The sequence below is a fragment of the Planktothrix sp. PCC 11201 genome (assembly GCF_900009135.1).
Lineage (GTDB): Bacteria > Cyanobacteriota > Cyanobacteriia > Cyanobacteriales > Microcoleaceae > Planktothrix.
In genome coordinates this window covers 114,984-140,221 of record NZ_LT797711.1, presented here as the reverse complement: position 1 = coordinate 140,221, position 25,238 = coordinate 114,984, and the positions used below count along the sequence as shown (strand labels likewise).

The window sequence follows — 25,238 nt, the reverse complement described above, 5'->3', positions numbered from 1 at the left end:
ATATTATAGAACCATTAATCGAACTATTATTAAGTAAACTCTCATCAAATTCTCATTAAAATTATGAATGTTCTGTTGATTGAAGATCAACCCAAAATCGCCAACTTTGTACAAATGGGTCTGAAAGAACAAGGATTTGTGGTCAACTATTGCGATAACGGCGATGATGGGTATGTACAAGCGATGAACAACGACTATGATGTGATTGTTCTCGATATTATGATTCCCGGAAAAGACGGATTAGCTATTCTCAAAAGTCTCCGCAAAGCTGGACGCAATATTCCCGTGATTTTACTCACCGCCCGTAATGAATTAGAAGACCGACTCGAAGGACTTAATTTAGGTGCAGATGACTATATTTCTAAACCTTTTTTTGTCGAAGAATTAATCGCTCGCATCCATGCTGTCGTCCGTCGGAATATCGGTGAACGCCAAAATATTATTGCTTATGGGCCGCTAAAATTAGATAGAATTAGCCGAGAAGTTACCTGTAATCAACAAATTGTTGAACTCACAACCCGGGAATTTAACTTGTTAGAATATTTGATGCGATCGCCCGGACGAGTATTAACCCGCACCCAAATATTAGAACACATTTGGGGGTATGATTTCAACCCAAATACAAATGTTGTAGATGTCTGTATTCAACGGATTAGAAAAAAGATTGATGGTATTGGTGGAAATGATTGTATTGAAAGTGTGCGCGGTGTTGGTTATCGCTTTCGTAAACCGGAGTCACAATCATGAAACGTCACTCTTTTCGAGTCCGTATTGCTCTATTATCAGCAACCCTGACCGGAGCTTCTTTAATCGCTTTTAGTTTAGTATTTTGGTGGATGATTTATAATGCTTATTCCGGCCGTTTAGACGCAGAACTCAAAAATAAATTATTAGAAACCGACCACCTACAAGAGCAACCCTCATTACAAGTTTATGAAACTCAATTAACCCGTGATTTTAAGGATAACCCAATCAGAATTTGGGTACTTGATAGAGAGGGTTATACCCGATATCAGTCAACCAATTGGTCAGACCTCAATCTCCAGGTTTCTGATTTTCTCCCATTCTCCTTACCTCCTCGCCATGATTTGGAGATTCCCCATCAGAGGGACTTTCCCCATGATTTAGATATTCCCCATCAGTCGAATTTTCCGCGTGATTTAGATATTCCCCATCAGTCAGATTTTCTTGATCATTTGGATATTCCTCGTCCTCCCCGCAACCGTTTACCTCCTCCCCCTCCTGAACTCAAAATCATCACCCGACGCTCTCCTAATGGGTTGTGGCGTGTGGGTTTAGTCACCTTTCCCCATCAAAAAGTGGCGATCGCTGTTAATTTGAGTATTATTGATCAGGAAATGACCTCGGTTCGCAATGGTTTTTTAGTATCAATTCCTATTTTATTATTACTGATTGCTGGAGGATCGTGGGCTTTATCGGGTAGTGCATTACGTCCGATTCAAGAATTAACAAAAAGTATCCAACAAGTCACAGTCCAAGGACTAGATCAGCGTGTTCCCATCAGCACAACGGATATGGAATTTGTCGAATTAATTAAAGTCTTTAATCAAATGTTAGAACGCTTAGAACGCAGCTTCAAACAAGCATCTCGCTTCAGTGGCGACGCCGCCCATGAACTCAAAACTCCCTTAGCAATTCTTCAAGGAGAATTAGAACAAATGTTACAAAAAGCCGAAACAGAATCATCCACACAGCAAGCCTTAAGTCATCTCCTCGATGAAGTTAGACGTTTAGGAGGAACCACCCGAAAACTATTATTATTATCCTTAGCAGATGCTGGACAAATGCGGATATATCAAACCAAGGTTAATTTATATCCCGTGTTATTAGACATGATGGAAGATATAGAATTATTAGACCCAGATTTAACCATTAAAACTGAAATTGATCCCGAATTAATTGTCTTAGGAGACCAGGATTTATTAACCCAGGTTATCCAAAATTTAATTAGTAATGCTATTAAATATAATCTGCCTGAAGGTTGGATCAAAATCAAAAGCTATCAACGGGGAAAGAAGGTGATAATTAATGTTAGTAATGCCTCTAAAGATATTCATATTAAAGATCGAGATCGTTTATTTGATCGCTTTTATCGCGGCGATCCGGCTCGAACTCGCCAAATAGAGGGAATCGGATTAGGATTAAGTTTAGCAAGGGAAATCGCCCGCGCCCATCAAGGAGATCTAACCTTAGATCCCCCTCAATTGGGTCAAACTGCTTTCACCTTTACCCTTCCTAAAGCTGGAGATTAATTATCATATTCACGGCCAAGTTTAGAGGGGCGGGTTTAGTTAAATCTGGGGCGAGTCTTATCGATCTTTGCGAATCCGCGCCTACAGGATTAATTATAATATTCAGGGGCGGGTTTAGTTAAATCTGGGACAAGTCTTATAGATCTTTGCGAACCCGCCCCGACAGGATTAATTATAATATTCAGGGGCGGGTTTAGTTAAATCTGGGGCGAGTCTTATCGATCTTTGCGAACCCGCCCCGACAGGATTAATTATAATATTCAGGGGCGGGTTTAGTTAAATCTGGGACGAGTCTTATAGATCTTTGCGAACCCGCCCCTACAGGAATTATGCCATTATTATCTTATACTCAAAAATTGTAATTATTTTTTATGAATCAAATCTTACCAACGGTTAACCCATCCCCCATAACGTCAACCCCCTGGAAAATTAAACTGCTTTATGATGGTGAATGTCCCCTATGTCTGCGAGAGGTGAATTTTTTACAAAAACAGGACGCGGGACGGGAATTAATTGCTTTTGTTGATATTAGCGATCTAAATTATAACCCCGAAGATCATGGCAATATCTCCTTTGAAGCCGCCATGGGACGAATTCACGCCTTACTTCCCGATGGGACAATTCTGCAAAATGTAGAGGTGTTTTATCGAGTTTACCAAGTTCTCGGACTCGGTTGGATTTATGCCCCCACTCGCTGGCCATTAATCGGGCCAATCATCAACGCAGTCTATGAAATTTGGGCTGATTGGCGTTTGGCCCTAACCGGACGTCCCAATTTAGCCACCTTAATCCAACAGCGTCAGCAGGCTTTAATCTCCCAAACCCTTGCAGGATGCCGTTGTCAGCCTAAATGATCAAAAAAATCAGGGGTTTTAGCAATAGGGGGTGACACCCATCATTTTATGTGTTATAGTTCAATTATTAAGTAGATGCACCCTGAATTTATCTCCCACAGTCTGAACTGATAGGGAGATTTTTATTTAGTTTTCAATTCCTATGCTGTCTTTCAACCTTAAGAAGGGACTCTCGAATCGACCCATCCTCCAATATTGTCTTTTGGTGATCACTGCCTGTATAATCTCTGTCACTCTCACAAAATTACCCGACTGGATTAATTCCCATTCCCCCACACCCGAAAAGGAAATTTTGGTGCGTCATTTCCTTTCCCATAGCTCGGAAATCGCGAGTTACTACCAACAAACTACCCCGTCAGTTTCTAGCCAAAACCAAAAACCACCTAGGAATTTTCCTAAGTGGTTTTAAGAGTATAGGGGAATGGAGCATATGGGAATCGAACCCATGTCCAGAACAAGTATTTACTCCTCGCTCATTCACAGACTTAGCCTTTCTAATCCTCAAGGCGGGAACCCCTCATTATCCCGAAGGGTGGGATGCAATGGTTAAATCTTAGCTAACTTTTCAACCAAAGAAACTAAGTTAGAGCATCCGTTGGGGGTTTGTCTATTGTCTTTAACGGAGTCAAACAGTAGACGCTCGAACCTACTAGAGGTGTTTAGGCAGCAACAGCGGCTGATTTACGAGCAAAAGGAACGATGTTGTTCGCAGTTACGTTTTTGTTTGAGTCTTGATTTACGAGAGTTGACTCACTCTCGGCCTGCATCACTTGGTAGCTTTCCTTGCCCTGTCGAAACCAGTAATGCCCCTTACATATTTATTATGATACACAATATTTTTGCGATCGTCAAGTTTTTTCCTCTCGTCCCTTAAGAGACTCGGTTTCTGGATCTATGCTAGGATAGGTTAAAAGTTTTAATTTCAAGAAGATTTAACTATGATTTTAGCTATCAATAAAAAAGATGTAATTTTAGAGAACATCGAAACTCTAACAGTACAACAACAGGAAGCAGTTTTAGAATTTATTGAATTTTTGCGATATAAAGCGCAAAAGCAGGAGGAACAGGTAGAGGAAAAACAACCAATTTCTGCTTATGAAGCAGCGAAAGAGTGGGCGGGATGTGTAGACTTTGGCCCTGGTGATTTAGGGACAAATAAAGAATATTTAAAAGGTATGGGTAAAAAATGAAAAGAAACATATTACTAGATACAGGGGTGTTAGTGACATTTATTAATAAAAGAGAAAAACTACATCTCTGGACAAATGAACAATGGAAAAAGATTGAACCGCCTTTATATTCACAACCAGAATTTCTACCAGCAATTGAACGTTACAATGGCGTGGCTTTTCGAGTTGTACGAAAGTTTTTACAGGAACAAACAACTGATTATTTAGATATTTTTATTTTATCTGCTAAGTTTGGACTGATACCTGCTTATCAGTTGATCCCTAATTATGATCAGAAGATGGATCGGGTGCGATCGCAAGAATTAAAACCTTTAGTGAATGTAAAATTTAATGAACTTTGATAATTTAGGTCAAGAATATGCAATTAATTTTGTTTAGGAACTTATCAACAAATCCAGCTGATGTTCCAATAATTTTGAACAGTCTGATTTAAAATTTTTATCGGGAAGGTTAGCTTCTAAACTTGAAAATACAGTAGCTTGTGGATGCGGGTTCTTAAAATTAAACCAGCCAACCTTAACCCATTAAATCAGATTCAAGAAATTAGTCTTTATCAATGATATCTTCTTCAGATTTCTCGCCCACTTGAATCAGATGAATATGTTTTGAACCTAAGCGAATTTCAAACTGATCTCCCGCTTCTAATCCCATGGATTCGGTATAATTCGCACCAATTACCAGAGAACCATTTTTATGAACGCAAGCTCGATAACTGGCTTCTCTGCCCCGTCCATCTTTGCTCGCGCCAGGATCTAAAGCAATACCCTTAGCCGCCAATAAAGCATCGTAAAACTCTGTCATATTGGCGCGGGTTTGGTTATCTTTTGTTTGGGTAGAATACCCGCACAATCTCGCCGTTTCCCGTCGTGGTAAGTTCCCCAAGGCCTTAACTTTCTGTAACAAGGCTTTACCCGTTATCGGAACAGTCGAAGGTTTTTCTGTTGCTGTTTTTGACATAAATATTCTCCAGATATAACTGATTTTATCCTATCATATTTAACTGGTTGTTTTATATTAAAATAGGGAATAGGGAATCCATTCACTCTTACACCGATAACTGATAATGCGGATACTTGATAACTGTTTACTATACCGGAGGATAACGGACGGGAATACCTGTCTGATCTTGAATTTCTTGGGCAAAATTTTGTAAAACAGACGGACTAACGGATTTTAATTTTATGGTCTGATAAGGTAGCTTTTCTAGTGGGGCATGATTTCCCCGTCCAGCTAATTCATGTTTTAACGGTTTGGGACGGGTGGGAGTATTCAGTTGAATTTCTGTCGGTGCGATCGCTTTTACCCAACGGAGATATTCTTGGCGCTCTGATAATGACCAAGGAGATAAAAGCATGGTTTGTAGTCCCAATTCTCCAGGGAAAATTCGACTAAATTCTTGAATGTCATTGAGTAACTGGCTGAGATTAATTTCCATTACGGGTCGATTTACTCTTTGCAGTTGGGCAGTAGAAATTCCATCGAGTTTTATAGAGACGCGATCGGCTAAAGCTAATTGTTGTCGAACTTGCGGATCACATAAAGTTGTACCATTAGTTAAAACTAAAGTTGGGCGCTGAGTTAGGGTTTTAATTGTGATCAGAATTTCCCCTAAATTCGCCGCCAAAGTTGGTTCTCCACTCCCACTTAAAGTAATTACATCCACATCCCAGGGGGAAAATTCTGTTAATGCTTGTAAAATTCGATCCGTCGGTACATAAATTTGGCGTTGGTGGGTTTTCAGTTCAATTTCTCCCAGTTGACAATAAACACAGTTAAAAGAACAGGTAGAAATTTCACCTATGGGATCAATTCCCAAGGATTTCCCATATCTCCATGAAGATACAGGGCCATAAACCGGGTTAAATTCTGAGGGGGAGGCTTTTGTAGTTGTCATGATTCTCCAATGTCATACAAAGCCAGAGGAATACAGATACTCAAATTAGACGGTAAACAATTCCCAATAGGCCAGCCACAAACAGCAACATCACAATTCCTAACAAACCCGCTAAGGGTTTACCTCCTAACCCTGTCACCCATTCTGGAACCTGCTCAGATGCGGTAACAGTCCCGAGGGTATCCATACTCGTAATTCCCCAAATCCAACCCGCGTGTAGTCCGATGGCTAAACCTAAAGAACCTCGATCACACAAACAAGCTAGGCTCAAAACCATTCCCATTAACGCCAGTCCGGGTAATTGGGGTAAGGTGTTGCGGACTTCCCAAAGTAAATGGCTGAAGGCAAAAATCAGGCTGGCGAGGGTAGCCGCCACAAACCAAGAATAATCTTGCTGTAATTGTTTTTGTAAAAATCCTCGAAATATTAACTCCTCCGTACTGCTAACCCAGAGAGCAATCAGCAAAATCGGCAGTAAAATAGATACTTTTTTCCCTAACTCAATCCACCTGTTTCTAGGGAGCAGATCGGGATTTAAGGTCGATGACTGTTCATCGGTTTGTTTCGAGTCTTGGGGTCGCCAATCACTCCAACCCAGAACAAATTGAAATCCAAACAAGAGGATCAAGCTGATAACAGCTAGACCAAAACCAATGGCAGTCGATTGAAAAAACTGCGATCGCCAACTTAAACCATAATCCCAGAAGGATTGACCCTGAATTTGGCTAATTTTCCACAAAACTATCGGGGCAATTCCATAAAGGGGCGCCAGCAACGCCAACTTTTGGGTTTCATTTAAGGGTTGAGGTGGACGCCAATTGAGAGCGATCGCACTGATAACAGCAATTGGCATCCATAAACCCATCCACACCCCAAAAAAAACCAGAATTTTAATCGGGGTTGGTGCATTTACCAGCCATGAAAACGTCATTTTAATGGCTCAGGGGAAAAAATTTACTCTTCTTCGTCACCGCCAGCATCTTTACCATTTTCGACTTGAATCAGGTGAATATGCTTGTATCCGAGCTTGATATCAAACTCATCCCCCGGTTTAAGTCCCATTTCTTTGGTATAGGTTGAGCCAATCACAATTTGACCGTTTTTGTGAACGCTTACCAGATAAGTTGCTTCCCGACCTCGACCATCTTTTGTACCATCGGGACTGAGGGGAATACCCCGTGCTTTCAGCACTGCGTCATAAAAATCTGTGAGATTGACACGCACTTGGTTGTCCTTTGTCGTGCTGTAATAACCGCACAGCTTTGCTGTTTCACGCCGGGGCATATGAGACAGTTCTTTTACTTTTTGAAGCAGAGCCTTTCCGGTTAAGGGTGTTGGTGCAGGTTTATTCATGTTCTTCTTAATCTCCTTACTTCTCTATGGGGTAATTTTTATCCAATTAAACTTTTTGGAGTTATAAGAAATAATATATACTTAAATACATCAATTTGACAAATATTTTTTTTCTCAGTTACAAATCTTTCCCTACACCGAATCACCATCTTCCCCTAGGGGAAAAAAAGCAGGACTTAAAAATCCCGTTATCATTGAATCGGGCAAGATTGACTTATTCGGTGGTACTTGAACCCATCTGTTGTTTTTGTCTTGAAATTTATATGGCCCTCCTCTTTGATTGCTTTAGAGTCAGACCTAAGCCATTTTTTGAGAAAGTCTTCTGTCCGGGTAAAAATGCTCTAGGCTTCTCGCCCCATCTCATTAAAAAATATCCGCCGTCAAAGCAGATCAATAGATCCGTGATTACCGGGTAATGGGTAATTACGAATTACGAATGGGGAATTACGAATGGGGAATTACGAATTACGAATTACGAATGGGTTATGGATTATGGGTTTTGGGTGATATTCAGCGAGCGAGGACGTGACGCCAACGCACTGCCTGGTACTCCCCCTGCCTCCCCTGCCTCCCCTGCCTCCCCTGCCTCCCCTGCCTCCCCTACTCCCCTACTCCCCCTTAATAATTTTTTCTAATGCCTTTAAAGATCGGTAGAGTTCGGGTAATCGTCTATAAACAGCAGCCGTTTTTAAATACAATTTATTGGCGATCGCCGGAGAACCAGAAACCACCTCTCCGGGTGAAATATTATTATGAACCCCAGATTGAGCCGTAACGATCACCCCGTCCCCAATTTTGACTTGATTAGCAATGCCGACTTGACCCGCTAATAACACCCCATTGCCAACGGTAACACCCCCAGCTAATCCGACATGACCCGCAAAGGCACAATTTTGACCCACAGTACAACCGTGACCAATATGAACTAAATTGTCTAATTTTGTGGCTTTTCCGATGCGGGTTTCGCCCACCGCCGGACGATCAATTGTACTATTACATCCCACCTCTACCCTATCTTCTAAAACCGTAATTCCCGATTGTTCCATTTTTAGCCAACCCCCATCCGTCGGTACAAAACCAAAGCCTTCCGCACCAATCACAGCCCCACTATGAATCACACAATCACAACCAATTTGGGCCCGTTCATGAATTGTACAATTGGCGTGTAAAATGCTGCGATCGCCAATTTTTACCCCCGGATAAATCACCACATTCGGATGTAAACACACCCGATTTCCGATACTTACTCCGGCTTGAATTACCACATGGGGGCCGATATAAACTTCCGATCCAATTTTGGCGCTCGGATCAATCACCGCCGTCGGATGAATTTGGGGTTGGGGTTGATAGGGTTGATAAAATAAAGCGATCGCCTGGGCGAAAAAAGCCCTAGGATTTGCTACGGAAATCCACGCTTTCCCCCCGGCGGTGGCTTGATTTTGTAACGATTCATCTAAGGGCAAAATCAACGCACTCGCCGCAGAAACCGACACAAAAGACGCAAATTTTAACCCCTCAATATAACTGAGGGTTCCAGAAGTTGCTGTATCTACCGCCGCCACTCCTTGAATATCAGGATTAAGGGTCGGATCATGGATCAAACTATGGGCGGTAATTCCAGCGTTAAGTTTTTCTACTAGTTCACTAAACTTCATTATTGGGAAAAAATACCAGGGGTAGGAAATTTTAATTTCACCGCAGTGGAATCGGATCAATTATATTATTAATCCGATCTCCGGTTAACAAATTTTGATCAAAAAAAATAAACAAAGGAGCCGGGTGCTGGTCACACAGTTTCAATTGCAATCAAGCAAAACCCTTGGGGAGAAAACCATCTCTAGTATTAAAAGAGTGATCGTATAATGTTAAGTAGACTCGCGCTCACCAAGAATCCACTTGCTTTTAGGCAGTAGAGTGTCAACGAACTGGACTAATAACTATGAATAATCCCCCCGACAATGACTCACAATATAGTTTAGATTCTATCTTTGATCATCTGATCCAATCCCTAGAAATCGACCCCCATCAACCCCCTATTCCCGAACAGACCCACCATATTATGTCTGTCCCTGATTTCCAGGGTTACGACCCCCATCATCCTCATTTTGATGTCTCTAACTTCGGTGAAAATGGGGAATATTATCAAGGTTTACACTCATCTTTTATATCCGACCTTGACCCTCACACCCCCGAATTACATCCCCATGGGACGGACTTAGAACAATTTAATCCCTATCAACTACCCGAACAGACGGACTATTCCACAGGATATCAAACCGATCACCATTTGGGAGCCATGGGAGATCACTCGCAACAAATGTCTACCTTTTCCGCAATGCACAGTTCCGATCCTGTAGAAAAGGGAGATTCCAATAGTGTCCATATTTATGCAGATGGGGATGTTTATTGGGATAGTGGAGGACAAGCTGGACATATTGATGGGCAAAAATTTTATAACAATGGCCACCATTATATCGGGTATTTAGGTGCTGATATGAAGGTCTATGATGCCCATGAAAAATGTATTGGCTGGGTTGATAACAAAGGTCATGCCTATACTTTAGATGGGGCGGTTTTTGCTGAAGGAAAAACACCTATTTGGGCGGCGACGGTGTTAGTTTTTAATACCTGTAGCCCAGGTTGATTTGAGATTATAAATTGGTGGAATTCAATTGGGGCGGGAAGACCCCGCCCCTACGGGTGGATATCAATTAGGAGACGTAGGGGCGAGGTTTCCTCGCCCAACCCCCTACCTAAATACACCTAAAATTTTCGGATAAATCAACCAATTTCGTCAAAGAATAATCAGACAATTAATTGACAGGAGATTAACTGATGACACGCTTATTACCAGGAGATGCAAAAATGGGACTTTGGGGTAAATTCAAGAGAGGACTTGAAGCTGTATTTCTCCCTCACAAATACGTCGTTGATACCCAAGTAATAAATACACAAGCAATAGAAGAAAAACGGCAACAAATTCAATTAGCACAGTATAAATTACAATGTGTACAAGTTACAAACAGTGCTGTTATGGAGGAAAAACGACAGGAGATTCAATTAGAACAAATTAAATTACAATATATCCAAAATCAAGAAAATCGACAATTTCAAGCCCAACAAGGTGAACTTAATCATCAACGGCAAAAGGAATTACAAGAATATATCCAAAGCGTTAATTTAGCGATTCATAAAAGTAATATCGAGTTTCAACGATGGCGTTTTGAACAGGAACAAACCCTCCAAAAAGAATTAACAACCTATGGCCGAGAAACTCAATTAATGGTAGCTGAATATCAACGAGAAACGGCGATAAAAGCTGCTCATAACCAAGCAGAAGTTCAGAAAATTTTTGCTAATTGGCCGTTAACGTTACCCCCAGCGCAAATTTTAGAATCCTACAATCATAGTATAATTCCCCTACGAGTTTTTATTGCCCCCCCTAAAGTTCAGTTTGAAAAGTTTGCCACTACGCCGCAAAATTTCCCTGATATTGAATTAACTATCAATCAAAAAATGCGTGATTTTTTTGATCAGTATTCTCAACAGGGAAGACCTATCGAATTTTTAGCAGGCGCTTGGGAAAGTAAACGCTTTCATAGTGAAGCCAGTATTAAAGCCTTATTCGGGATGCTAAAATCAGAACCGACATTAATATTAGAGTCGGAATTTGATGGAGATTATCTCAATTTCCGAGTCGCCTATTGGACAATAGGACAACCTAATTATTCCTATCAAACCATTATTGCTCGTTTGTCCTATCGCGATATTTTGTATAATTCCGCTAAAACTCGCGCCTTAACCTGGAAGAATACCAAAGATAAACTGATTGCATTAGGAAAAACCCAAGCTGACATTGAAAAACGGGGCGGGGATAATGAAATTAATCTCAAAATTTGGGAAGAAGAACAAAGTTTACGAGAGGAGGGAATAGAGGATGACGAGTTAGAAATTCACTATAAAATTAATAGCAAGCATTTTGAAGATTTGTACCAGTTTTTAATTACCTGTCATTGTCTAGTCGCAGGTTGGATAGCTGACACTCATCATTTATTTCTCCATGATTTCACGCCTTTATTACCCCAACTCCTCCCAGATTTAACTCAGAATATCCCAGAGGGAGAAGTTGCAGATTCAGTCATAGGGATGGTCATTTCTGGCTATGAACAAATCTACAAAATCCTAGAAACAGAAAGTTCTCACCGTCTCCCTGAATTAATCCTAGAATTAGCCCAGGGTTTAGTCAATTTACCCAATAAATCTTGGGCTAAAAATCAATTAATTAATTCTGTAGAATCTTGGTTGAGACTCAGAAACCCGGTTTCTTTGAGAAACCGGGTTTCTGGAGAATCTGAATTATGGGATAGAGTTAATTCTGTGGTAACGGCTAAGGATTTAGACTATATTGAAAAAATCAATAATTTGTTAGAATCCTTGGGAGAAACTCACCGGGTTAATATTGTTCAAGCCTGTTATCAACGGGGACAAAACCATTGTCAACGGGGAGAATATCCGACCGCCATTGATGATTTTACCCAAGTTTTGTTACTCGAACCTAATTCTCCCGATGCTAATTATAATCGCGGATTAGCCTATAATAAATTAGGGGAATATTCCGCCGCCATTGAAGATTATAACCAAACCTTGCGACTCAATCCTAATTATGTCGGAGCTTACAATAATCGGGGTAATGCTTATTATAAATTAGGAGAATATGAAAAAGCGATCGCCGATTACAATTCCTGTCTCGCCCTGAATCCTAATTTACCCGATGTCGCCCATAATCGGGATGTTGCTCAAGGAGTTTGGGATGAAAAACGCCGTCAGCAACAAACAGAAGTAGAAACAAAACGCCGTCAGGAGGAAGAAAAAAAACGTCAGGAAGAAGCAGAAAAACGCCGTCAGCAAAAGGAATTTGAATTTGATGTGATTACCGTTAACGCCGAAGGAAAGGAAACCAAACGAGAACGTCGTCGGGCTGAATTTTTTAAACAAGATTTAGGCAATAATATCAGTTTAGAAATGGTATCCATTCCTGGGGGAACTTTTATGATGGGTTCACCAGAAAATAACAGCGAAAAACCCATACATGAAGTTAATATTGCTGCATTTTCTATGGCAAAATATCCCATTACCCAAGCTCAATGGGAAGCTATTATGGGAAATAATCCTTCTAGTTTTAAAGGCGCAAACCGACCCGTTGATAGTGTAACTTGGCACGAAGCACAAGAATTTTGTCAGCGACTTTCCCAAAAAACAGGCAAAACCTATCGTTTACCCAGTGAGGCGGAATGGGAATACGCCTGTCGTGCTAAAACTGGGAGTCCTTTCCATTTTGGCGAAACCATTACAGCCGATTTAGCTAATTATGACGCAAATAATACTTACGGCAATGGGCCAAAAGGAACCTATCGTCAACAAACCACCGATGTCGGTAGTTTCACTCCAAATGCCTTTGGACTATACGATATGCACGGCAACGTTTGGGAATGGTGCGCCGACCCTTGGCATGAAAATTATACTGGCGCGCCAGATGATGGCAGTGTTTGGGAGTCGGGCGGAAATACTCAATACCGGGTGATACGCGGTGGTTCGTGGTACATCAATCCCTGGTATTGCCGCAGTGCCATTCGTTTCAGGAACGAGCCGGACAGTCGGGGCAGCATCTTCGGATTTCGTGTTGTTTCCCTCCCGCCTGCGTGGACTCTCTAGCCCTTTGTCCTTTAGCCCTTTAGCCCTTTACCCTTCTTTCTTCTTTTCCCTTCTTCCCTTTTCGCGCGTCAGCGCGTTTAAAAATTTTTTTTTTCAGGGGACGGGTTTTGTTAGAAATCGGGTTTCTGCAATAACCTTTGCTAAATTATAGAAATCTCGTTGAAGAAACCCGGTTTCTGAGCCCCCACAGTTGTATCGAGAAACCGGGTTTCTACCTTAATCTTTGCTGCATAACAGAAATCTGGTTGAAGAAACCCGATTTCTGAGCCCCTATCAGCAATTGGAGAAATTACAATTGAGACAGTAATCTCTCATAATCTGTGTGCGAACCAATCCAAAACCAAATAATGATATCTCCTTCTAACTGTCCAACGGCTCGATAATCCTTGTTAATTCTAGCCGAATAAATAGGTAATTCTGGATGTACCTTTTTGAAACGAAGGCTTGGATAATTGGGATCTCGTTTGAATTGTCGATAGGCTTCACGAGCCTGGTTTTGGACTTGCTTTGGCAGAGTGGCAAATGCTTTACGAAAAGAGAAAGTTGTTCGTGACTTCACAGTGTTTCTGGATCTAAATCTTGGGTTTGTCCAGAATGGTATTCAGCCATTGCATTAGCTGCTAGTTTAGCAAGAGCATCGGGTGATTGAGTAAATGCACTATCCCAGCGCATTTCCGCTTCGAGTTCCTGTAAAATTAGAGTAGCGATCGCATCTTGTTCAGTGGGGGATAAAATTTTCAATTTAGCGATCGCACGTTCTAGTAACTCAGTCATATTCCTAAAAATATTATCTCAAAGATTACCAATAAAAATTATAGCACTTAGAGGTTATTTAAACGATGACGGAAATCATTTTCTTAGTAGAACATGATATTGAGCAAGGTTATATTGCCCAGGCATTAGGGGAATCAATTATTACCCAAGCCGATGATTTAGAAAGCTTAAAGAAAGAAATTAAAGATGCGGTTCACTGTCATTTTCCTGAGCCAGCATTACGTCCTAAAATCATCCGACTGCATATTGTTCAGGAGGAGGTGATTGCTTCATGAAATTACCGAGAGATTTATCAGGTCAAGATTTAGTAAAAACCCTTAAAATCTTATATTTGATTGAGAAACAGAGAAAGTTTATGAGTATGAGTGAATTACCGATTATTCAGAAAACCTATGATTTAATCAAATGGTATGTACCCATATTAAACCGCCTACCGCGAGATCATAAATTTACCTTAGGAGATAGAATCATTACCGGACTCTATGACCTTCTCGAAGGATTAATTTTAGCCCGTTATGCCACAGATAAACTCAATCAATTAGAATTATTGAATGGCAAACTAGACATTCTGCGCCATCAAACCAGACTATTATTAGATTTCGAGTTAATTAAAACTGAACGCTATGAATATATCGGAAAATTAATTAACGAAATCGGCACGGAATTAGGAGCATGGATAAAACAACAACGCAATAAACCCCCAAAACTATGAAACGCTACGGAAATCTCTGGTCAGAAATTATTGATTTTAGCAATTTATTCGCAGCAGCACGTCAAGCCCAAAAAGGCAAGCGTTTTCGAGAAAATGTTTTAGCCTTTAACTATAATTTAGAGCCAGAACTTTTTAAGTTAAAAACAGAATTAGAGTCTAAAACCTACTGTCCAGGTCATTATCGAACCTTTGAAATTAAAGAACCCAAATCTCGAATGATTTCCGCCGCCCCCTATAGAGATAGGGTAGTACATCATGCCCTATGTAATATTATTCTACCCCTTTTTGAACGTACCTATATTGCTGATTCATACGCAAATCGCGTCGGTTTTGGAACCCACCGCGCCCTGCGTCGATTTACAAAATTTGCCCGGTCTAGTCCCTATGTTCTCCAATGTGATATCCGCAAATATTTTCCCAGTATTGACCATACTATTTTAAAATCCTTAATTCGCAAAAAGATCAAATGTTCCGATACCCTGTGGTTAATTGATAAAATTATTGATAATAGTAATGAACAAGAACCTATGGTAGAATATTTTCCAGGGGATAGTTTATTAGATCCCTTACAACGACGGCGAGGTCTTCCCATTGGAAATTTAACTAGCCAATTTTTTGCTAATATTTATCTGAATGGGTTTGACCATTTTGTCAAAGAAAAACTCAAAGTCACCCAATATATCCGCTATGTCGATGATTTTGCTTTATTTTCAGATAATTCCCAATTCCTAGCGGATGCAAGAATAGCAGTTGAGGAATATTTAGACACATTGAGACTCAAAATTCATCCGATTAAAAGCCAATTATTTGAAACAAAAATCGGAGCCAATTTTCTTGGATTTCGCATCTTACCCGATAGAATTCGAGTCCGTAAAGAAAATTTACGTCGAGCCAGACGCCGATTGCGACGAATGCAGGTAGAATATGATCAGGGTAAAATTGGGGGCGAAAAAGTGTCGCAGTCAATCCAGAGTTGGGTTGCTCATCTTCAACAGGGCGATACTTGGCAACTCCGTCAACAGATATTTGCTTCTCTCGAATTATCGAGAAGGTGAAGACGGGACAGGCACTTCCGGGTGATACGCGGAGGTTCGTGGAACAACAATCCCAGGAATTGCCGCAGTGCCAATCGTAACAGGAACGAGCCGGACAGTCGGAACAGCAACTACGGATTTCGTGTTGTTTCCCTCCCGCCTGCGTGCGCTCTCCTAGGTCAGAACTGGCAGATGGGAATTTGTCGGGCAAATTTAGGGAGAGTCCAGACCTGTTCCGGTGATAGGGGTGACTTTATCCAAAAATCAAACAAAGTTAGGTAGCTTGGTAGGTGTAAAAACCGAAAAGTTGCCTAATCTATAATTCTTAGATCAGATTATATCACACTTTGAAAGAATATATTATCATTTTTGAATGGGCTGGGAGTAACTATTCTGCTTATGTTCCCGACTTACTAGGAAATTAAACTATGACAACAGCACAAGCACAAAAACTAACATTTGACAACTTTTTAGAACAATGTCCAGAAACAGGAATCTATGAATTTGTGAATGGAGAAATTGTAGAAGTGAGAGCAACAAGAAACCATAATGATGTAGCCAATTTGCTTTTATTCTGTTTTAATGATGAAATTAGAAAACTTAATCTTAATTTAGTTGTAACTAATACTGCGGTCATCAAAACGGTAACAAAAGACGGCTTAGAACAGGGTAGAAATCCTGATGTTAGTGTGATTAACCGAACAATTTGGCGTTCTAATCGTTCTGATTATAATGCCTTAGAAGTGCCAATTCAGTTAGCAGTAGAAGTGACATCAACGAATTGGGAAGATGACTATGTAGATAAATTAGAAGAATATCAACGGTTAGGAATTTCTGAATATTGGATTGTAGACTATTTAGCGATCGCTTCCAGGGCTTACTTAGGAAATCCTAAAATTCCGACTATCTTTGTTTACTCTTTAGACGAAAAAGGTCAGTATCAAAAAACTCTATTTAGAGGAACTGATCGGATTATATCACCCACTTTTTCAGAATTATCCTTAACAGCAGAACAGGTGTTAAATGCTTAAAAAAATATTCCGAGAAATCGGGTTTCTGACTTAACCTTTGCTGCATCAGAAGAGGAGAAACCATGAAAGAATATGTTGCAATTTTTGAATGGGCTGGGAGTAACTATTCTGCTTATGTTCCCGACTTACCCGGTTGTATTTCTACAGGAAAAACCTTAGAAGAAACCGAAAATAATATTAAAGAAGCGATTGAACTGTATATTGACACCCTGCGGGAAGATGGTCAACCCATTCCCGAACCGTCTCTAACCGTTAAGGCAATTTCTGTAGCCGCTTAACCTATATTAACAATGAGTGAATTACCGATTATCCAGAAAACCTATGATTTAATTAAATGGTATGTACCCATATTAAACCGCCTACCGCGAGATCGTATAGCAGTTGCCACATCTATTAGGACATTCTTGAAAGCTAAAAGCTACTTATAGTAAGTATTTACCTATTGCCCATTGCCCATTCCCTATTGCCTCTTGCTATAACTATATAGCGTAACTGCGTAAGTCCTGTTAATTAAACCAAAGATTAAAATAGGCAAAAGAAGAATATTCTCCTTTTGCCTAATCCCAATTAAATGAATATAAAAAAAGGCAGTTTTAGCCCGCCAGAAATCAGTTATTCGGTTAAAGAATTCTCTTGTTTCCGTTTTTGTTTCTGACGTTTCCGGTTAGCCAAACCCGCTTCCACAGGGAAACCAACCACAGGAATTACCTGGTCTTGACGTTCTGCTTCCAAACGTTTTAGTTCAGTGTAATCCACCCAATTAATACAATTGACCGGACAAGTATCAATTGCTTCCTGTATTAACACGGATGTATCGCCATCCTGTCTAAATACCCGCGCTCGACCATAATCTTCTTGAATAAAAAAAGTATTCCGAGCGACATGGGAACAGTGTTTACACCCAATACAGGTGAGTTCATCCACATAAACCCCTTTTTGTCGCAATGCACCGCCGAGTTCCGGCTCAAACCCCGAACGTTCCGGTGCATTTCGCAAAAATCCGCCCAGTTCCGGTTCTAACCCAGAACGCTCGGATACGGGATCACTTAGCGATACAGACCCATCAGACATTAAGCACTCCAGCGTTGTAAAACTAAGCGGATGGAACCATCTTGATGATTTTGTTGTTGGGCAACCTGAAACCCTTGTTTGGTGGTTTCATTAACAACGGTGTGGTAAGCATAGCGTTGAGTGATTTTGCTCAAAAACCGATCAACGGGAACTGCTTGTTGCCAAAATTGTAAATCCGCAACAAACTCATATTCTTGGCCATTCCAGGTAAAACCTAAGTCATAACCGTTGTCTTGTTCAATGACGACTTGAGCAGGACGGGTTTGACCTTGATAACCGCGAACCTCTTTGGGGCCAGCTTTCCAGTCAATGCCCAGATCACTTAAAGCAGTTTCTAATGAGGTCAGATTCCGAATTTGGGTCTTGATTTGGCTAAAGTGTGACATAGTTAGCTATTTTTAACGAGATTTTCAGTGAACTCAAAAACAGAATTTACCAATGGCTCGAACCGACTTGGGTTGTCGCGGTCTCGGACTGTTGTTGGCTACGGGCGTAATATTCAGAAGTGGCCTCCTGAGTCAGCACGATACCTAATTCGGCTTCGAGGGCGGCGGTTACTTCCGCACAGGAAGACCCAACAATCCCAGTAACTTTCTCCTGCACACGGCCATCTGGATAGATGATGAATTCTAAGGTTTCCATAATGCTAGGGGAATGGCGAGGAAATACACCGACGGTTGACCGTTCAGCGACAACTGACAACTGATGATCCCTTTGTTGATTAAGGTTTGACTCAAAAAGTCCGTACATCAATTTTGACGAATGGAGTCAAAAAGAGTCACAACTTAACAAAAGTTATTAATATTTGCAGCAGTAGGACAATTATATGTTAAGTTTATCCTAAATTTACAATCCCAGTCTTAATAAAATCCTCAGAAACCTTTATAATCTGGGGAGGACTGTTGATGAGCTTTTTTTGTCAGCCCCCACAATTGATTGTTAAGAGAATTTGATCTACCCTCAATATGGAAGCGATTAGTAGACAATGGTTCTACCCCATTAGTTTCAACTTGAGGCTAAAAGTAGGCTATATCTCGTCGATCCCCCCTAACCCCCCTTTTTAAGGGGGGAATTAGATCCCATAACTCTGCTTTTTAGGAGAGAATTAGATTCAAAGTCTACCTTTTCAAAGGAACTTAGGCAGATCTAATTTTTAGGAGAGAATCAGATTCAAAGTCCCCCTTTTTAAGGGGGATTTAGGGGGATCTAATCGGGGGATTATCACAAATAACTGTATTTTTCTTTTATAAGTACCAATAATCTAAACCTTTATGCAGCTTGCTCCCAAACCTCTGACTGAGGAAACCTTAACCCCACCCCCAACCGAAATGATTATTTTAGATGTATCAGGGATGCAATGTGCGGGCTGTGTGAAAGCGGTGGAACGTCAACTGCTCCAACAGTCGGGGGTTATTTCTGTTTCTGTGAATTTGGCGACGGAAGTGGCAAGGGTTGAATGTGTGGCGAACCAAATTAACCCGGAAAATCTGGCTGAAATTTTAACTAATAGCGGGTTTCCCAGCCAACTCCGTAATTTAACGTCCTCGGCTACGGACAAATTAAAGGCGCTCCAAGACCGACATCGCCAGGACATGGGAAAACAAATTCAACGCATTGTTACCTGTGGTCTGTTGTTATTATTATCCAGTATTGGACATTTACATCATTTTGGCTTTCCCCATATTCATCTATTAAGTAATATTTGGTTTCATTGGGGACTCGCTACTATTGCCTTATTATTTCCCGCCCGTTCTATTATTATTGATGGCGGACGTAGTTTATTAAACCATTCCCCCAATATGAATACTTTGGTGGGACTGGGCACGGTTACGGCCTATTTAACCAGTTTTGTTGCCCTCTTATTTCCCCAATTGGGTTGGGAATGTTTCTTTGATGAACCGGTCATGTTATTGGGGTTTATTTTATTAGGAAAAACCCTAGAACAGTACGCAAGACAACGGGCCGCCACTGCCTTTCAATCTTTAATTGCCTTACAACCGACTACGGCCCGTTTAGTTGCGCCTAAATCTCAATATGAGGGGATTTTAAATAGTGTAGAAATTCCCGCCGAACAAGTTAAACAGGGGGAATGGTTACAAGTTTTACCTGGGGAAAAAATACCCGTGGATGGCGAAATTCGGTTCGGAACAACCACCGTTGATGAATCAATGTTAACGGGGGAATCGATGCCGATTTTAAAACAAATTGGGGATGATATTTCGGCGGGTACAATTAATCAAACGGGGGTAATTTTAATCGAAGCAACCCGCACGGGTTCTGATACTATTTTAGCCCAAATTGTACAATTAGTTGAAATGGCCCAAACTCGCAAAGCCCCAATTCAGAAATTAGCGGATATTGTCGCGGGATATTTTACCTATTTTGTCATGGGTTTAGCGAGTTTAACCTTTTTATTTTGGTATGGGTTAGGAACTCGAATTTGGCCGGATGTGATTCCCTTAGCCGGAATAGAAATAGCCACAAATGCTCCTTTATTATTAAGTTTAAAATTAGCGATTGCAGTGTTAGTAATTGCCTGTCCCTGTGCCTTGGGATTAGCCACACCTACGGCTATTTTAGTCGGTTCGGGCATGGGGGCAGAAAGGGGATTATTAATCAAAGGTGGGGATATTTTAGAACGGGTACATCAACTGAATACCGTTGTTTTTGATAAGACGGGAACCTTAACTACAGGTTCTCCCAGGGTCACAGATTGTATTACTATTTCTGAGTTATCACCACAACAAATAGTACAACTGGCGGCAACGGTAGAACAGGGTTCAAATCATCCGATTTCTCAAGCCATTTTAAAGGAAGCGAAAGAGCAGAATTTATCGTTATTAATCGGATCAAATTTTCAAACCGAACCGGGTTTAGGGGTTTCGGCTATGATAGAGAATCAAACTATATTTGTCGGAAATTTAGCGGGGTTAATAGAACACACAATTAACTCTCCTGAAACCTTACCGGAATTTTTAGGAAAAACCCTAGTTTATGTTGCCATTGAGGGTGAAGTGGTTGGGTTAATAGCTATGAGTGACCCCTTAAAAGATGATGCTCAAGCAACAGTTAAACAGTTACAGAAAATGGGGTTACGGGTAATTTTATTAACGGGCGATCGCCAATCCGTTGCCAATGCGATCGCCCTTGAGTTAAACTTAAACTCAGAGGATATTTTTGCCGAAGTTCGACCCCAAGGCAAAGTTAATCTCATTCAAACTTTACAACAACAAAATCAAGTTGTAGCCATGGTGGGAGATGGAATTAACGATGCACCCGCCTTAGCACAAGCTGATATTGGAATTGGGTTACAAACCGGGACGGATGTGGCGAATGAAACCGCAGATATTGTGTTAATGCGAAATTCCTTAATGGATATTGTTAATTCTATCCAATTAAGTCGCGCCACCTTTAATAAAATTCGTCAAAATCTATTCTGGGCATTCGGTTATAATCTATTAGCAATTCCCCTCGCGGCTGGGTTTTTATTCCCTGAATTTGGCATATTATTAAGTCCTTCCAGTGCGGGTGCTTTAATGGCATTAAGTTCCGTTACTGTGGTCACCAATTCTTTATTATTACGTCGTCAAGTTAAACGTTGTTGTGCTTAAGCACAATCTTTATAGGAAAAAATCATGTTAACTGAAATTCAACAACGCCATTACACCCCAGAAGAATATCTGGAATTAGAAGAAAAAGCCGACAGCAAAAACGAGTATATCGATGGGAAAATTGTTTCTATGACAGGTGGTACACCCAATCATAACGATATTGCGGGTAATTTTTATGCGTATTTAAAATTTGCTCTCAGAAACCAAAGTTATAAAATATTTATTAGTGATGTTCGTCTGTGGATACCCCATTATCGGATTTATACTTATCCTGATGTGATGGTGATTTCAGGAGAACCAATTCTTCAAGAAAACCGAACTGATACCGTAATTAATCCTTTAATAATTAGACATCTCCGAAATAAAAATGGGGAGGGATAGCAAGATGGTAAAATTTGATTTTACCCCAAGGAGAGATGACTAAATTAAGAGGCTATCTGGACAAGAATCCCCAGCAAACAAAAAGGCTATTAGGGATGGAATATGAACAGTTGATAGAACTAATTCAAGCCGCGGAGTTATTAGAACAAGAAAAACGACAAGAACGAGAAAAAGCTAAGATCAGGTTGATTAAAGCAGGTGGGGGTCGTCACCAGAAATTATCTGTGGAGGAACAAATCTTACTAACTCTAATTTATCTGCATCAGATGCCCACATTTCAAATGTTAGGGTTACAGTTTGAAGTGAGTGAATCAACAGCGAATGATATTTTCCATAACGGGATAAAAATATTGAGAGAATTACTGCCAGCCAGTTTACTTGAGCAAGTAAAAAAAAACGAGAGTGATTGGGAGTGGGTAGAAAAAATTCTGCTGGAATATGAGTTAGTAGTAGATAGCTATGAACAGCCCATGCAAAGACCAACAGACAATGAAGAGCAGAAAAAATATTACTCAGGAAAGAAAAAAACACATACCTTTAAAAATCAAGTCATTGTCATGCCGAGCGGGAAAGAAATAGTGGATGTAGCTGTGGGTTATACCGGAGCAACAAGCGATCTGAAATTGTGGAGAGAAAGAAGGGAGGAATTGGGGAATCATCAAAAATACAGGGGGGATAAAGCTTATGTAGGGGAAACAGCAATTAATACACCACATAAGAAACCGAGGAATCAAGAAATATCCCTTGAAAATCGAGAAGAAAATCGGTTAAAAGCCAAACAAAGGATTGTAGTCGAACATTTAATAAGACTGATAAAAATTTATCGAGTTGCTTCAGAAAGATTTCGGTTAAAGAGCCAAAATTATGAAGCAGTAATCTTGACAGTATGTGGACTAATAAGATGGCGAATAGGAGCGATTGTATTATCATCTAAGAATTGCCCAGAATACTTTTGAAAAATGATTGAATATCAGAAATAAAATTCATTAATTATTATTAATGTAACTGAAAAAGCCTATGAATCCGTTACTTTAGGAGAAACCGGCACAGGAGTGCTAGAGACTCAAAAAGTAGCGATAGAGGGCATTTGAGGATTTTCGGAGATGTCTATTGTTGAAGTTCTATCCCGAAGTACAAAAAACTATGACCAAGGAGACAAATTTGATTATTATCGGTCAATTCCTGAGTTTAAGGAATATATTTTAATTGACCAATATAAAACCTATATTGAACAGTTTACTAAAACGCCTGAAAACAAATGGTTACTAACAGAGTACCATTCTCCTAATGATATTTTATCCTTAGCTTCTATCAATTTTCAAATCCCGTTAAGTGAAATTTATCAAGGGATTAATTGGGGATAAAATAGGGATAGGCAAGAACTATAGCAATTCTAAATATTCGTAATTTTATTTCCCCTGAACAATCAACACCGAACAGGGTGCATGATGAACAACATGATAACTGACACTGCCTAAAATTGTCTCTGCAATTGCCGTTCTTCCCCGTCTTCCCATCACAATAATATCAGCATCCCAATCCTTTGCCACCTGACAAATTAAACGCCCGGCATTCCCTTCTTTCCAATCCCATTCGGCCTTAATTCCAGCTTCAATGGCTAGGTTTTCTAACCCCGTTAACCATAGGCGAACTCGTTCTAAATCCTGTTCTAACTTGTCTTGAATAAATTGATAATGGTGAACAATTTTATCTACCTGCACACTACTGTAACTATAACTTTCCGGTTCATGGAGAGTTAAACGATTAAAAATCATCAACTGTCCCGACGATTTCTGCGCTAATTCTAACGCCTTTTCAAACACGATTTGACTTTGTGCCGATTGGTCAACCGCAACTAAAATTCTTTGATAACTCATATTCCGTTGTTGCGCTTCAGCGCATCTTAAAACTTAATATTCTAAACCAATAAACCGGGTTTATATAAAACCCGGCTTATAGCTAATTAACTTTGAGTGACAACTTCTTTTTCCTTCGCCAAGAATTTTTCTAATTCTGTTAAGGCATCGGCATCCATTTTAGTTTGCATCGGACAGAATTTCGGCCCACACATCGAACAGAATTCCGCCGTTTTGTAGATATCTGCCGGAAGGGTTTCGTCGTGATATTCCTTCGCCCGTTCTGGGTCTAAGGATAACTCAAATTGACGATTCCAGTCAAAGTTATAACGAGCTTTGGATAACTCATCATCACGGTCACGGGCGCCAATCCGATGACGGGCAATATCGGCGGCATGGGCGGCAATTTTATAGGCAATTAACCCATTTCTGACGTCTTCGGCATTCGGTAAACCCAGGTGTTCTTTTGGTGTCACATAACATAACATGGCAGTTCCATGCCAACCCGCGATCGCCGCCCCAATGGCTGAGGTGATATGATCATAACCTGGGGCAATATCTGTTACTAACGGCCCCAAAACATAGAAGGGTGCTTCAGAACAATCCTCCATCTGTTTTTTAACATTAAACTCAATTTGATCCATGGGAACGTGACCAGGGCCTTCTACCATCACCTGAACATCATGTTCCCAGGCGCGACGGGTTAATTGTCCCAGGGTTTTGAGTTCGGCCAGTTGAGCATCATCAGACGCATCATGGGTACAACCCGGGCGTAAAGAGTCCCCTAAACTAAAGGAAACGTCGTATTTTTTGAAGATTTCAATGATATCATCAAAGTGAGTATAGAGGGGATTTTGTTTGTGATGATGGAGCATCCAACGGGCAATAATTCCGCCCCCCCGAGACACAATTCCGGTAATTCGACTTCTAACCAAGGGCAGATATTCAATTAATAAACCCGCATGAATCGTCATATAATCCACACCCTGTTGGGCGTGTTTTTCAATAATATGCAGAAAATCGTCGGGGGTAAGACTTTCGATTTTGCCGTGAACACTTTCCAAAGCTTGATAAATGGGAACAGTGCCAATAGGAACAGGAGAAGCGTTAATAATAGCGGTACGAATGGTATCTAAATTCCCGCCTCCGGTGGATAAATCCATCACCGTATCAGCGCCATATTTCACCGCTAAATTGAGTTTAGCCACTTCTTCTTCTAAGTTAGAAGAATTAGGGGAAGCCCCAATATTAGCATTAACCTTACATTTAGAAGCAATACCAATTGCCATCGGTTCTAAATTGGTATGATTAATATTAGCAGGAATAATCATCCGTCCCCGTGCCACTTCTTCCCGAATCAACTCAACCGGTAAATTTTCCCGTTGAGCCACATAGTTCATTTCTTCGGTAATCACGCCTTGGCGGGCGTAGTGCATTTGGGAAACGTTGCCCTGTCCACGCCGTTTGGCGACCCATTCTGTCCGCATTTTGA

The 25,238-nt window shown here is 40.6% G+C and carries 28 protein-coding genes, 1 other RNA gene and 1 pseudogene; 18 read left to right on the top strand and 12 right to left on the bottom strand.

Annotated features, from left to right (window positions below; genetic code table 11):
• Nucleotides 1–63 precede the first annotated feature (63 nt).
• The 3 genes from PL11201_RS22915 to PL11201_RS22905 all read left to right on the top strand — a co-directional run bounded on the left by PL11201_RS22915 (nt 64) and on the right by PL11201_RS22905 (nt 3,127).
• Nucleotides 64–747, top strand: a complete 684-nt coding sequence (locus tag PL11201_RS22915; protein WP_079681177.1) for a response regulator transcription factor — start codon at nt 64–66, stop codon at nt 745–747.
• On the top strand, nt 744–2,273 hold the full coding sequence (locus PL11201_RS22910) for a sensor histidine kinase (protein WP_079681176.1): 1,530 nt from the start codon (nt 744–746) through the stop codon (nt 2,271–2,273). The genes PL11201_RS22915 and PL11201_RS22910 overlap by 4 nt, the downstream gene beginning before the upstream one ends.
• A gap of 371 nt (nt 2,274–2,644) precedes the next feature.
• Complete coding sequence (locus PL11201_RS22905) at nt 2,645–3,127, top strand: thiol-disulfide oxidoreductase DCC family protein (RefSeq protein ID WP_079681175.1); 483 nt, start codon at nt 2,645–2,647, stop codon at nt 3,125–3,127.
• A 419-nt stretch (nt 3,128–3,546) separates the two neighbouring features.
• Here the strand turns inward: PL11201_RS22905 and ssrA are convergent.
• Nucleotides 3,547–3,937: a transfer-messenger RNA gene (ssrA, locus tag PL11201_RS22900) on the bottom strand.
• A 128-nt stretch (nt 3,938–4,065) separates the two neighbouring features.
• Here ssrA and PL11201_RS22895 point away from each other — a divergent pair.
• Entirely contained in the window at nt 4,066–4,317 is a 252-nt protein-coding gene (locus tag PL11201_RS22895) for a hypothetical protein (RefSeq protein ID WP_026794448.1), read from the top strand.
• Nucleotides 4,314–4,658: a DUF6884 domain-containing protein gene (locus PL11201_RS22890; RefSeq protein ID WP_079681174.1), complete on the top strand. Its 345-nt coding sequence runs from the start codon at nt 4,314–4,316 to the stop codon at nt 4,656–4,658. The genes PL11201_RS22895 and PL11201_RS22890 overlap by 4 nt, the downstream gene beginning before the upstream one ends.
• Nucleotides 4,659–4,860: 202 nt before the next feature.
• On the opposite strand, the gene PL11201_RS22885 is transcribed toward PL11201_RS22890, so the two are convergent.
• From PL11201_RS22885 to lpxD, 5 genes are all read right to left on the bottom strand, one after another.
• Nucleotides 4,861–5,274 carry an AbrB family transcriptional regulator gene (locus PL11201_RS22885; RefSeq protein ID WP_079681173.1) on the bottom strand — a complete coding sequence of 138 codons (414 nt, stop codon included), beginning with the start codon at nt 5,272–5,274 and terminating at the stop codon, nt 4,861–4,863.
• 130 nt (nt 5,275–5,404) lie between these two features.
• A complete protein-coding gene (locus PL11201_RS22880) occupies nt 5,405–6,211 on the bottom strand; it encodes a radical SAM protein (protein ID WP_079681172.1) in 807 nt (268 codons plus the stop codon).
• Nucleotides 6,212–6,251: 40 nt separating this feature from the next.
• On the bottom strand, nt 6,252–7,142 hold the full coding sequence (locus PL11201_RS22875) for a CPBP family intramembrane glutamic endopeptidase (protein WP_079681171.1): 891 nt from the start codon (nt 7,140–7,142) through the stop codon (nt 6,252–6,254).
• Nucleotides 7,143–7,165: 23 nt separating this feature from the next.
• Entirely contained in the window at nt 7,166–7,564 is a 399-nt protein-coding gene (locus tag PL11201_RS22870; RefSeq protein ID WP_079681170.1) for an AbrB family transcriptional regulator, read from the bottom strand.
• 608 nt (nt 7,565–8,172) lie between these two features.
• Nucleotides 8,173–9,219, bottom strand: a complete 1,047-nt coding sequence (gene lpxD, locus PL11201_RS22865) for a UDP-3-O-(3-hydroxymyristoyl)glucosamine N-acyltransferase (protein WP_079681169.1) — start codon at nt 9,217–9,219, stop codon at nt 8,173–8,175.
• A gap of 284 nt (nt 9,220–9,503) precedes the next feature.
• On the opposite strand from lpxD, the gene PL11201_RS22860 reads away from it, so the two are divergent.
• Both PL11201_RS22860 and PL11201_RS27575 read left to right on the top strand, forming a co-directional pair.
• Entirely contained in the window at nt 9,504–10,208 is a 705-nt protein-coding gene (locus PL11201_RS22860; RefSeq protein ID WP_079681167.1) for a hypothetical protein, read from the top strand.
• 191 nt (nt 10,209–10,399) lie between these two features.
• Nucleotides 10,400–13,276, top strand: a complete 2,877-nt coding sequence (locus PL11201_RS27575) for an SUMF1/EgtB/PvdO family nonheme iron enzyme (RefSeq protein ID WP_159451571.1) — start codon at nt 10,400–10,402, stop codon at nt 13,274–13,276.
• A 555-nt stretch (nt 13,277–13,831) separates the two neighbouring features.
• Here the strand turns inward: PL11201_RS27575 and PL11201_RS22845 are convergent.
• On the bottom strand, nt 13,832–14,050 hold the full coding sequence (locus PL11201_RS22845) for a hypothetical protein (RefSeq protein WP_079681164.1): 219 nt from the start codon (nt 14,048–14,050) through the stop codon (nt 13,832–13,834).
• A 65-nt stretch (nt 14,051–14,115) separates the two neighbouring features.
• Here PL11201_RS22845 and PL11201_RS22840 point away from each other — a divergent pair, with 65 nt between their 5' ends.
• From PL11201_RS22840 to PL11201_RS27215, 7 genes and pseudogenes are all read left to right on the top strand, one after another.
• A complete protein-coding gene (locus PL11201_RS22840) occupies nt 14,116–14,325 on the top strand; it encodes a 2-oxoisovalerate dehydrogenase E1 subunit beta (RefSeq protein ID WP_079681162.1) in 210 nt (69 codons plus the stop codon).
• A complete protein-coding gene (avd, locus tag PL11201_RS22835; protein ID WP_234996821.1) occupies nt 14,322–14,762 on the top strand; it encodes a diversity-generating retroelement protein Avd in 441 nt (146 codons plus the stop codon). Before PL11201_RS22840 ends, avd begins: the two co-directional genes overlap by 4 nt.
• Nucleotides 14,759–15,817: an RNA-directed DNA polymerase gene (locus tag PL11201_RS22830; RefSeq protein ID WP_079681161.1), complete on the top strand. Its 1,059-nt coding sequence runs from the start codon at nt 14,759–14,761 to the stop codon at nt 15,815–15,817. Before avd ends, PL11201_RS22830 begins: the two co-directional genes overlap by 4 nt.
• 18 nt (nt 15,818–15,835) lie before the next feature.
• Nucleotides 15,836–16,078, top strand: a pseudogene (locus PL11201_RS26280) (formylglycine-generating enzyme family protein); the annotation flags it as partial.
• A gap of 146 nt (nt 16,079–16,224) precedes the next feature.
• Complete coding sequence (locus PL11201_RS22825) at nt 16,225–16,827, top strand: Uma2 family endonuclease (protein WP_079681160.1); 603 nt, start codon at nt 16,225–16,227, stop codon at nt 16,825–16,827.
• Nucleotides 16,828–16,889: 62 nt separating this feature from the next.
• A complete protein-coding gene (locus tag PL11201_RS22820) occupies nt 16,890–17,105 on the top strand; it encodes a type II toxin-antitoxin system HicB family antitoxin (protein ID WP_079681159.1) in 216 nt (71 codons plus the stop codon).
• A 12-nt stretch (nt 17,106–17,117) separates the two neighbouring features.
• Nucleotides 17,118–17,255: a four helix bundle protein gene (locus PL11201_RS27215; RefSeq protein WP_234996820.1), complete on the top strand. Its 138-nt coding sequence runs from the start codon at nt 17,118–17,120 to the stop codon at nt 17,253–17,255.
• Between the two features lie 184 nt (nt 17,256–17,439).
• Here the strand turns inward: PL11201_RS27215 and PL11201_RS22815 are convergent, their stop codons facing one another.
• Genes PL11201_RS22815 through PL11201_RS22805 form a run of 3 tightly spaced genes read right to left on the bottom strand, consistent with a single transcriptional unit; the run spans nt 17,440 to nt 18,540 of the window.
• A complete protein-coding gene (locus PL11201_RS22815; protein WP_079681158.1) occupies nt 17,440–17,898 on the bottom strand; it encodes a ferredoxin in 459 nt (152 codons plus the stop codon).
• Entirely contained in the window at nt 17,898–18,284 is a 387-nt protein-coding gene (locus PL11201_RS22810) for a DUF1257 domain-containing protein (protein WP_079681157.1), read from the bottom strand. The genes PL11201_RS22815 and PL11201_RS22810 overlap by 1 nt, the downstream gene beginning before the upstream one ends.
• A 46-nt stretch (nt 18,285–18,330) precedes the next feature.
• Nucleotides 18,331–18,540, bottom strand: a complete 210-nt coding sequence (locus PL11201_RS22805) for a DUF2997 domain-containing protein (RefSeq protein WP_079681155.1) — start codon at nt 18,538–18,540, stop codon at nt 18,331–18,333.
• Between the two features lie 629 nt (nt 18,541–19,169).
• Between PL11201_RS22805 and PL11201_RS22800 the strand changes: the two genes are divergently transcribed.
• The 4 genes from PL11201_RS22800 to PL11201_RS22785 all read left to right on the top strand — a co-directional run bounded on the left by PL11201_RS22800 (nt 19,170) and on the right by PL11201_RS22785 (nt 23,254).
• Complete coding sequence (locus PL11201_RS22800; protein WP_079681154.1) at nt 19,170–21,509, top strand: heavy metal translocating P-type ATPase; 2,340 nt, start codon at nt 19,170–19,172, stop codon at nt 21,507–21,509.
• Nucleotides 21,510–21,533: 24 nt separating this feature from the next.
• Entirely contained in the window at nt 21,534–21,890 is a 357-nt protein-coding gene (locus PL11201_RS22795) for a Uma2 family endonuclease (RefSeq protein WP_079681152.1), read from the top strand.
• A 35-nt stretch (nt 21,891–21,925) separates the two neighbouring features.
• Nucleotides 21,926–22,846 carry a transposase family protein gene (locus tag PL11201_RS22790; protein WP_079676644.1) on the top strand — a complete coding sequence of 307 codons (921 nt, stop codon included), beginning with the start codon at nt 21,926–21,928 and terminating at the stop codon, nt 22,844–22,846.
• A 147-nt stretch (nt 22,847–22,993) separates the two neighbouring features.
• Nucleotides 22,994–23,254: a Uma2 family endonuclease gene (locus PL11201_RS22785; protein ID WP_079681151.1), complete on the top strand. Its 261-nt coding sequence runs from the start codon at nt 22,994–22,996 to the stop codon at nt 23,252–23,254.
• Between the two features lie 45 nt (nt 23,255–23,299).
• On the opposite strand, the gene PL11201_RS22780 is transcribed toward PL11201_RS22785, so the two are convergent.
• Both PL11201_RS22780 and thiC read right to left on the bottom strand, forming a co-directional pair.
• On the bottom strand, nt 23,300–23,767 hold the full coding sequence (locus PL11201_RS22780) for a universal stress protein (RefSeq protein WP_079681150.1): 468 nt from the start codon (nt 23,765–23,767) through the stop codon (nt 23,300–23,302).
• Between the two features lie 86 nt (nt 23,768–23,853).
• The gene (gene thiC, locus PL11201_RS22775) at nt 23,854–25,233 is read right to left on the bottom strand and encodes a phosphomethylpyrimidine synthase (RefSeq protein ID WP_079681148.1); all 1,380 of its coding nucleotides are present in this window, start codon (nt 25,231–25,233) and stop codon (nt 23,854–23,856) included.
• Nucleotides 25,234–25,238: the final 5 nt, after the last annotated feature.

Coding starts and splice junctions, on each gene's coding strand:
- PL11201_RS22875 (WP_079681171.1), bottom strand. CDS start 7,142: ATGACGTTTTCATGGCTGGTAAATGCACCAACCCCGATTAAAATTCTG.
- PL11201_RS22845 (WP_079681164.1), bottom strand. CDS start 14,050: ATGACTGAGTTACTAGAACGTGCGATCGCTAAATTGAAAATTTTATCC.
- PL11201_RS22820 (WP_079681159.1), top strand. CDS start 16,890: ATGAAAGAATATGTTGCAATTTTTGAATGGGCTGGGAGTAACTATTCT.
- PL11201_RS27215 (WP_234996820.1), top strand. CDS start 17,118: ATGAGTGAATTACCGATTATCCAGAAAACCTATGATTTAATTAAATGG.
- PL11201_RS22910 (WP_079681176.1), top strand. CDS start 744: ATGAAACGTCACTCTTTTCGAGTCCGTATTGCTCTATTATCAGCAACC.
- PL11201_RS22795 (WP_079681152.1), top strand. CDS start 21,534: ATGTTAACTGAAATTCAACAACGCCATTACACCCCAGAAGAATATCTG.
- PL11201_RS22825 (WP_079681160.1), top strand. CDS start 16,225: ATGACAACAGCACAAGCACAAAAACTAACATTTGACAACTTTTTAGAA.
- PL11201_RS22840 (WP_079681162.1), top strand. CDS start 14,116: ATGACGGAAATCATTTTCTTAGTAGAACATGATATTGAGCAAGGTTAT.
- PL11201_RS22915 (WP_079681177.1), top strand. CDS start 64: ATGAATGTTCTGTTGATTGAAGATCAACCCAAAATCGCCAACTTTGTA.
- PL11201_RS22790 (WP_079676644.1), top strand. CDS start 21,926: ATGACTAAATTAAGAGGCTATCTGGACAAGAATCCCCAGCAAACAAAA.
- PL11201_RS22800 (WP_079681154.1), top strand. CDS start 19,170: ATGCAGCTTGCTCCCAAACCTCTGACTGAGGAAACCTTAACCCCACCC.
- PL11201_RS22785 (WP_079681151.1), top strand. CDS start 22,994: ATGTCTATTGTTGAAGTTCTATCCCGAAGTACAAAAAACTATGACCAA.
- PL11201_RS22805 (WP_079681155.1), bottom strand. CDS start 18,540: ATGGAAACCTTAGAATTCATCATCTATCCAGATGGCCGTGTGCAGGAG.
- PL11201_RS22860 (WP_079681167.1), top strand. CDS start 9,504: ATGAATAATCCCCCCGACAATGACTCACAATATAGTTTAGATTCTATC.
- thiC (WP_079681148.1), bottom strand. CDS start 25,233: ATGCGGACAGAATGGGTCGCCAAACGGCGTGGACAGGGCAACGTTTCC.
- PL11201_RS22780 (WP_079681150.1), bottom strand. CDS start 23,767: ATGAGTTATCAAAGAATTTTAGTTGCGGTTGACCAATCGGCACAAAGT.
- PL11201_RS22870 (WP_079681170.1), bottom strand. CDS start 7,564: ATGAATAAACCTGCACCAACACCCTTAACCGGAAAGGCTCTGCTTCAA.
- PL11201_RS22830 (WP_079681161.1), top strand. CDS start 14,759: ATGAAACGCTACGGAAATCTCTGGTCAGAAATTATTGATTTTAGCAAT.
- PL11201_RS27575 (WP_159451571.1), top strand. CDS start 10,400: ATGACACGCTTATTACCAGGAGATGCAAAAATGGGACTTTGGGGTAAA.
- PL11201_RS22885 (WP_079681173.1), bottom strand. CDS start 5,274: ATGTCAAAAACAGCAACAGAAAAACCTTCGACTGTTCCGATAACGGGT.
- avd (WP_234996821.1), top strand. CDS start 14,322: ATGAAATTACCGAGAGATTTATCAGGTCAAGATTTAGTAAAAACCCTT.
- PL11201_RS22880 (WP_079681172.1), bottom strand. CDS start 6,211: ATGACAACTACAAAAGCCTCCCCCTCAGAATTTAACCCGGTTTATGGC.
- lpxD (WP_079681169.1), bottom strand. CDS start 9,219: ATGAAGTTTAGTGAACTAGTAGAAAAACTTAACGCTGGAATTACCGCC.
- PL11201_RS22905 (WP_079681175.1), top strand. CDS start 2,645: ATGAATCAAATCTTACCAACGGTTAACCCATCCCCCATAACGTCAACC.
- PL11201_RS22890 (WP_079681174.1), top strand. CDS start 4,314: ATGAAAAGAAACATATTACTAGATACAGGGGTGTTAGTGACATTTATT.
- PL11201_RS22810 (WP_079681157.1), bottom strand. CDS start 18,284: ATGTCACACTTTAGCCAAATCAAGACCCAAATTCGGAATCTGACCTCA.
- PL11201_RS22895 (WP_026794448.1), top strand. CDS start 4,066: ATGATTTTAGCTATCAATAAAAAAGATGTAATTTTAGAGAACATCGAA.
- PL11201_RS22815 (WP_079681158.1), bottom strand. CDS start 17,898: ATGTCTGATGGGTCTGTATCGCTAAGTGATCCCGTATCCGAGCGTTCT.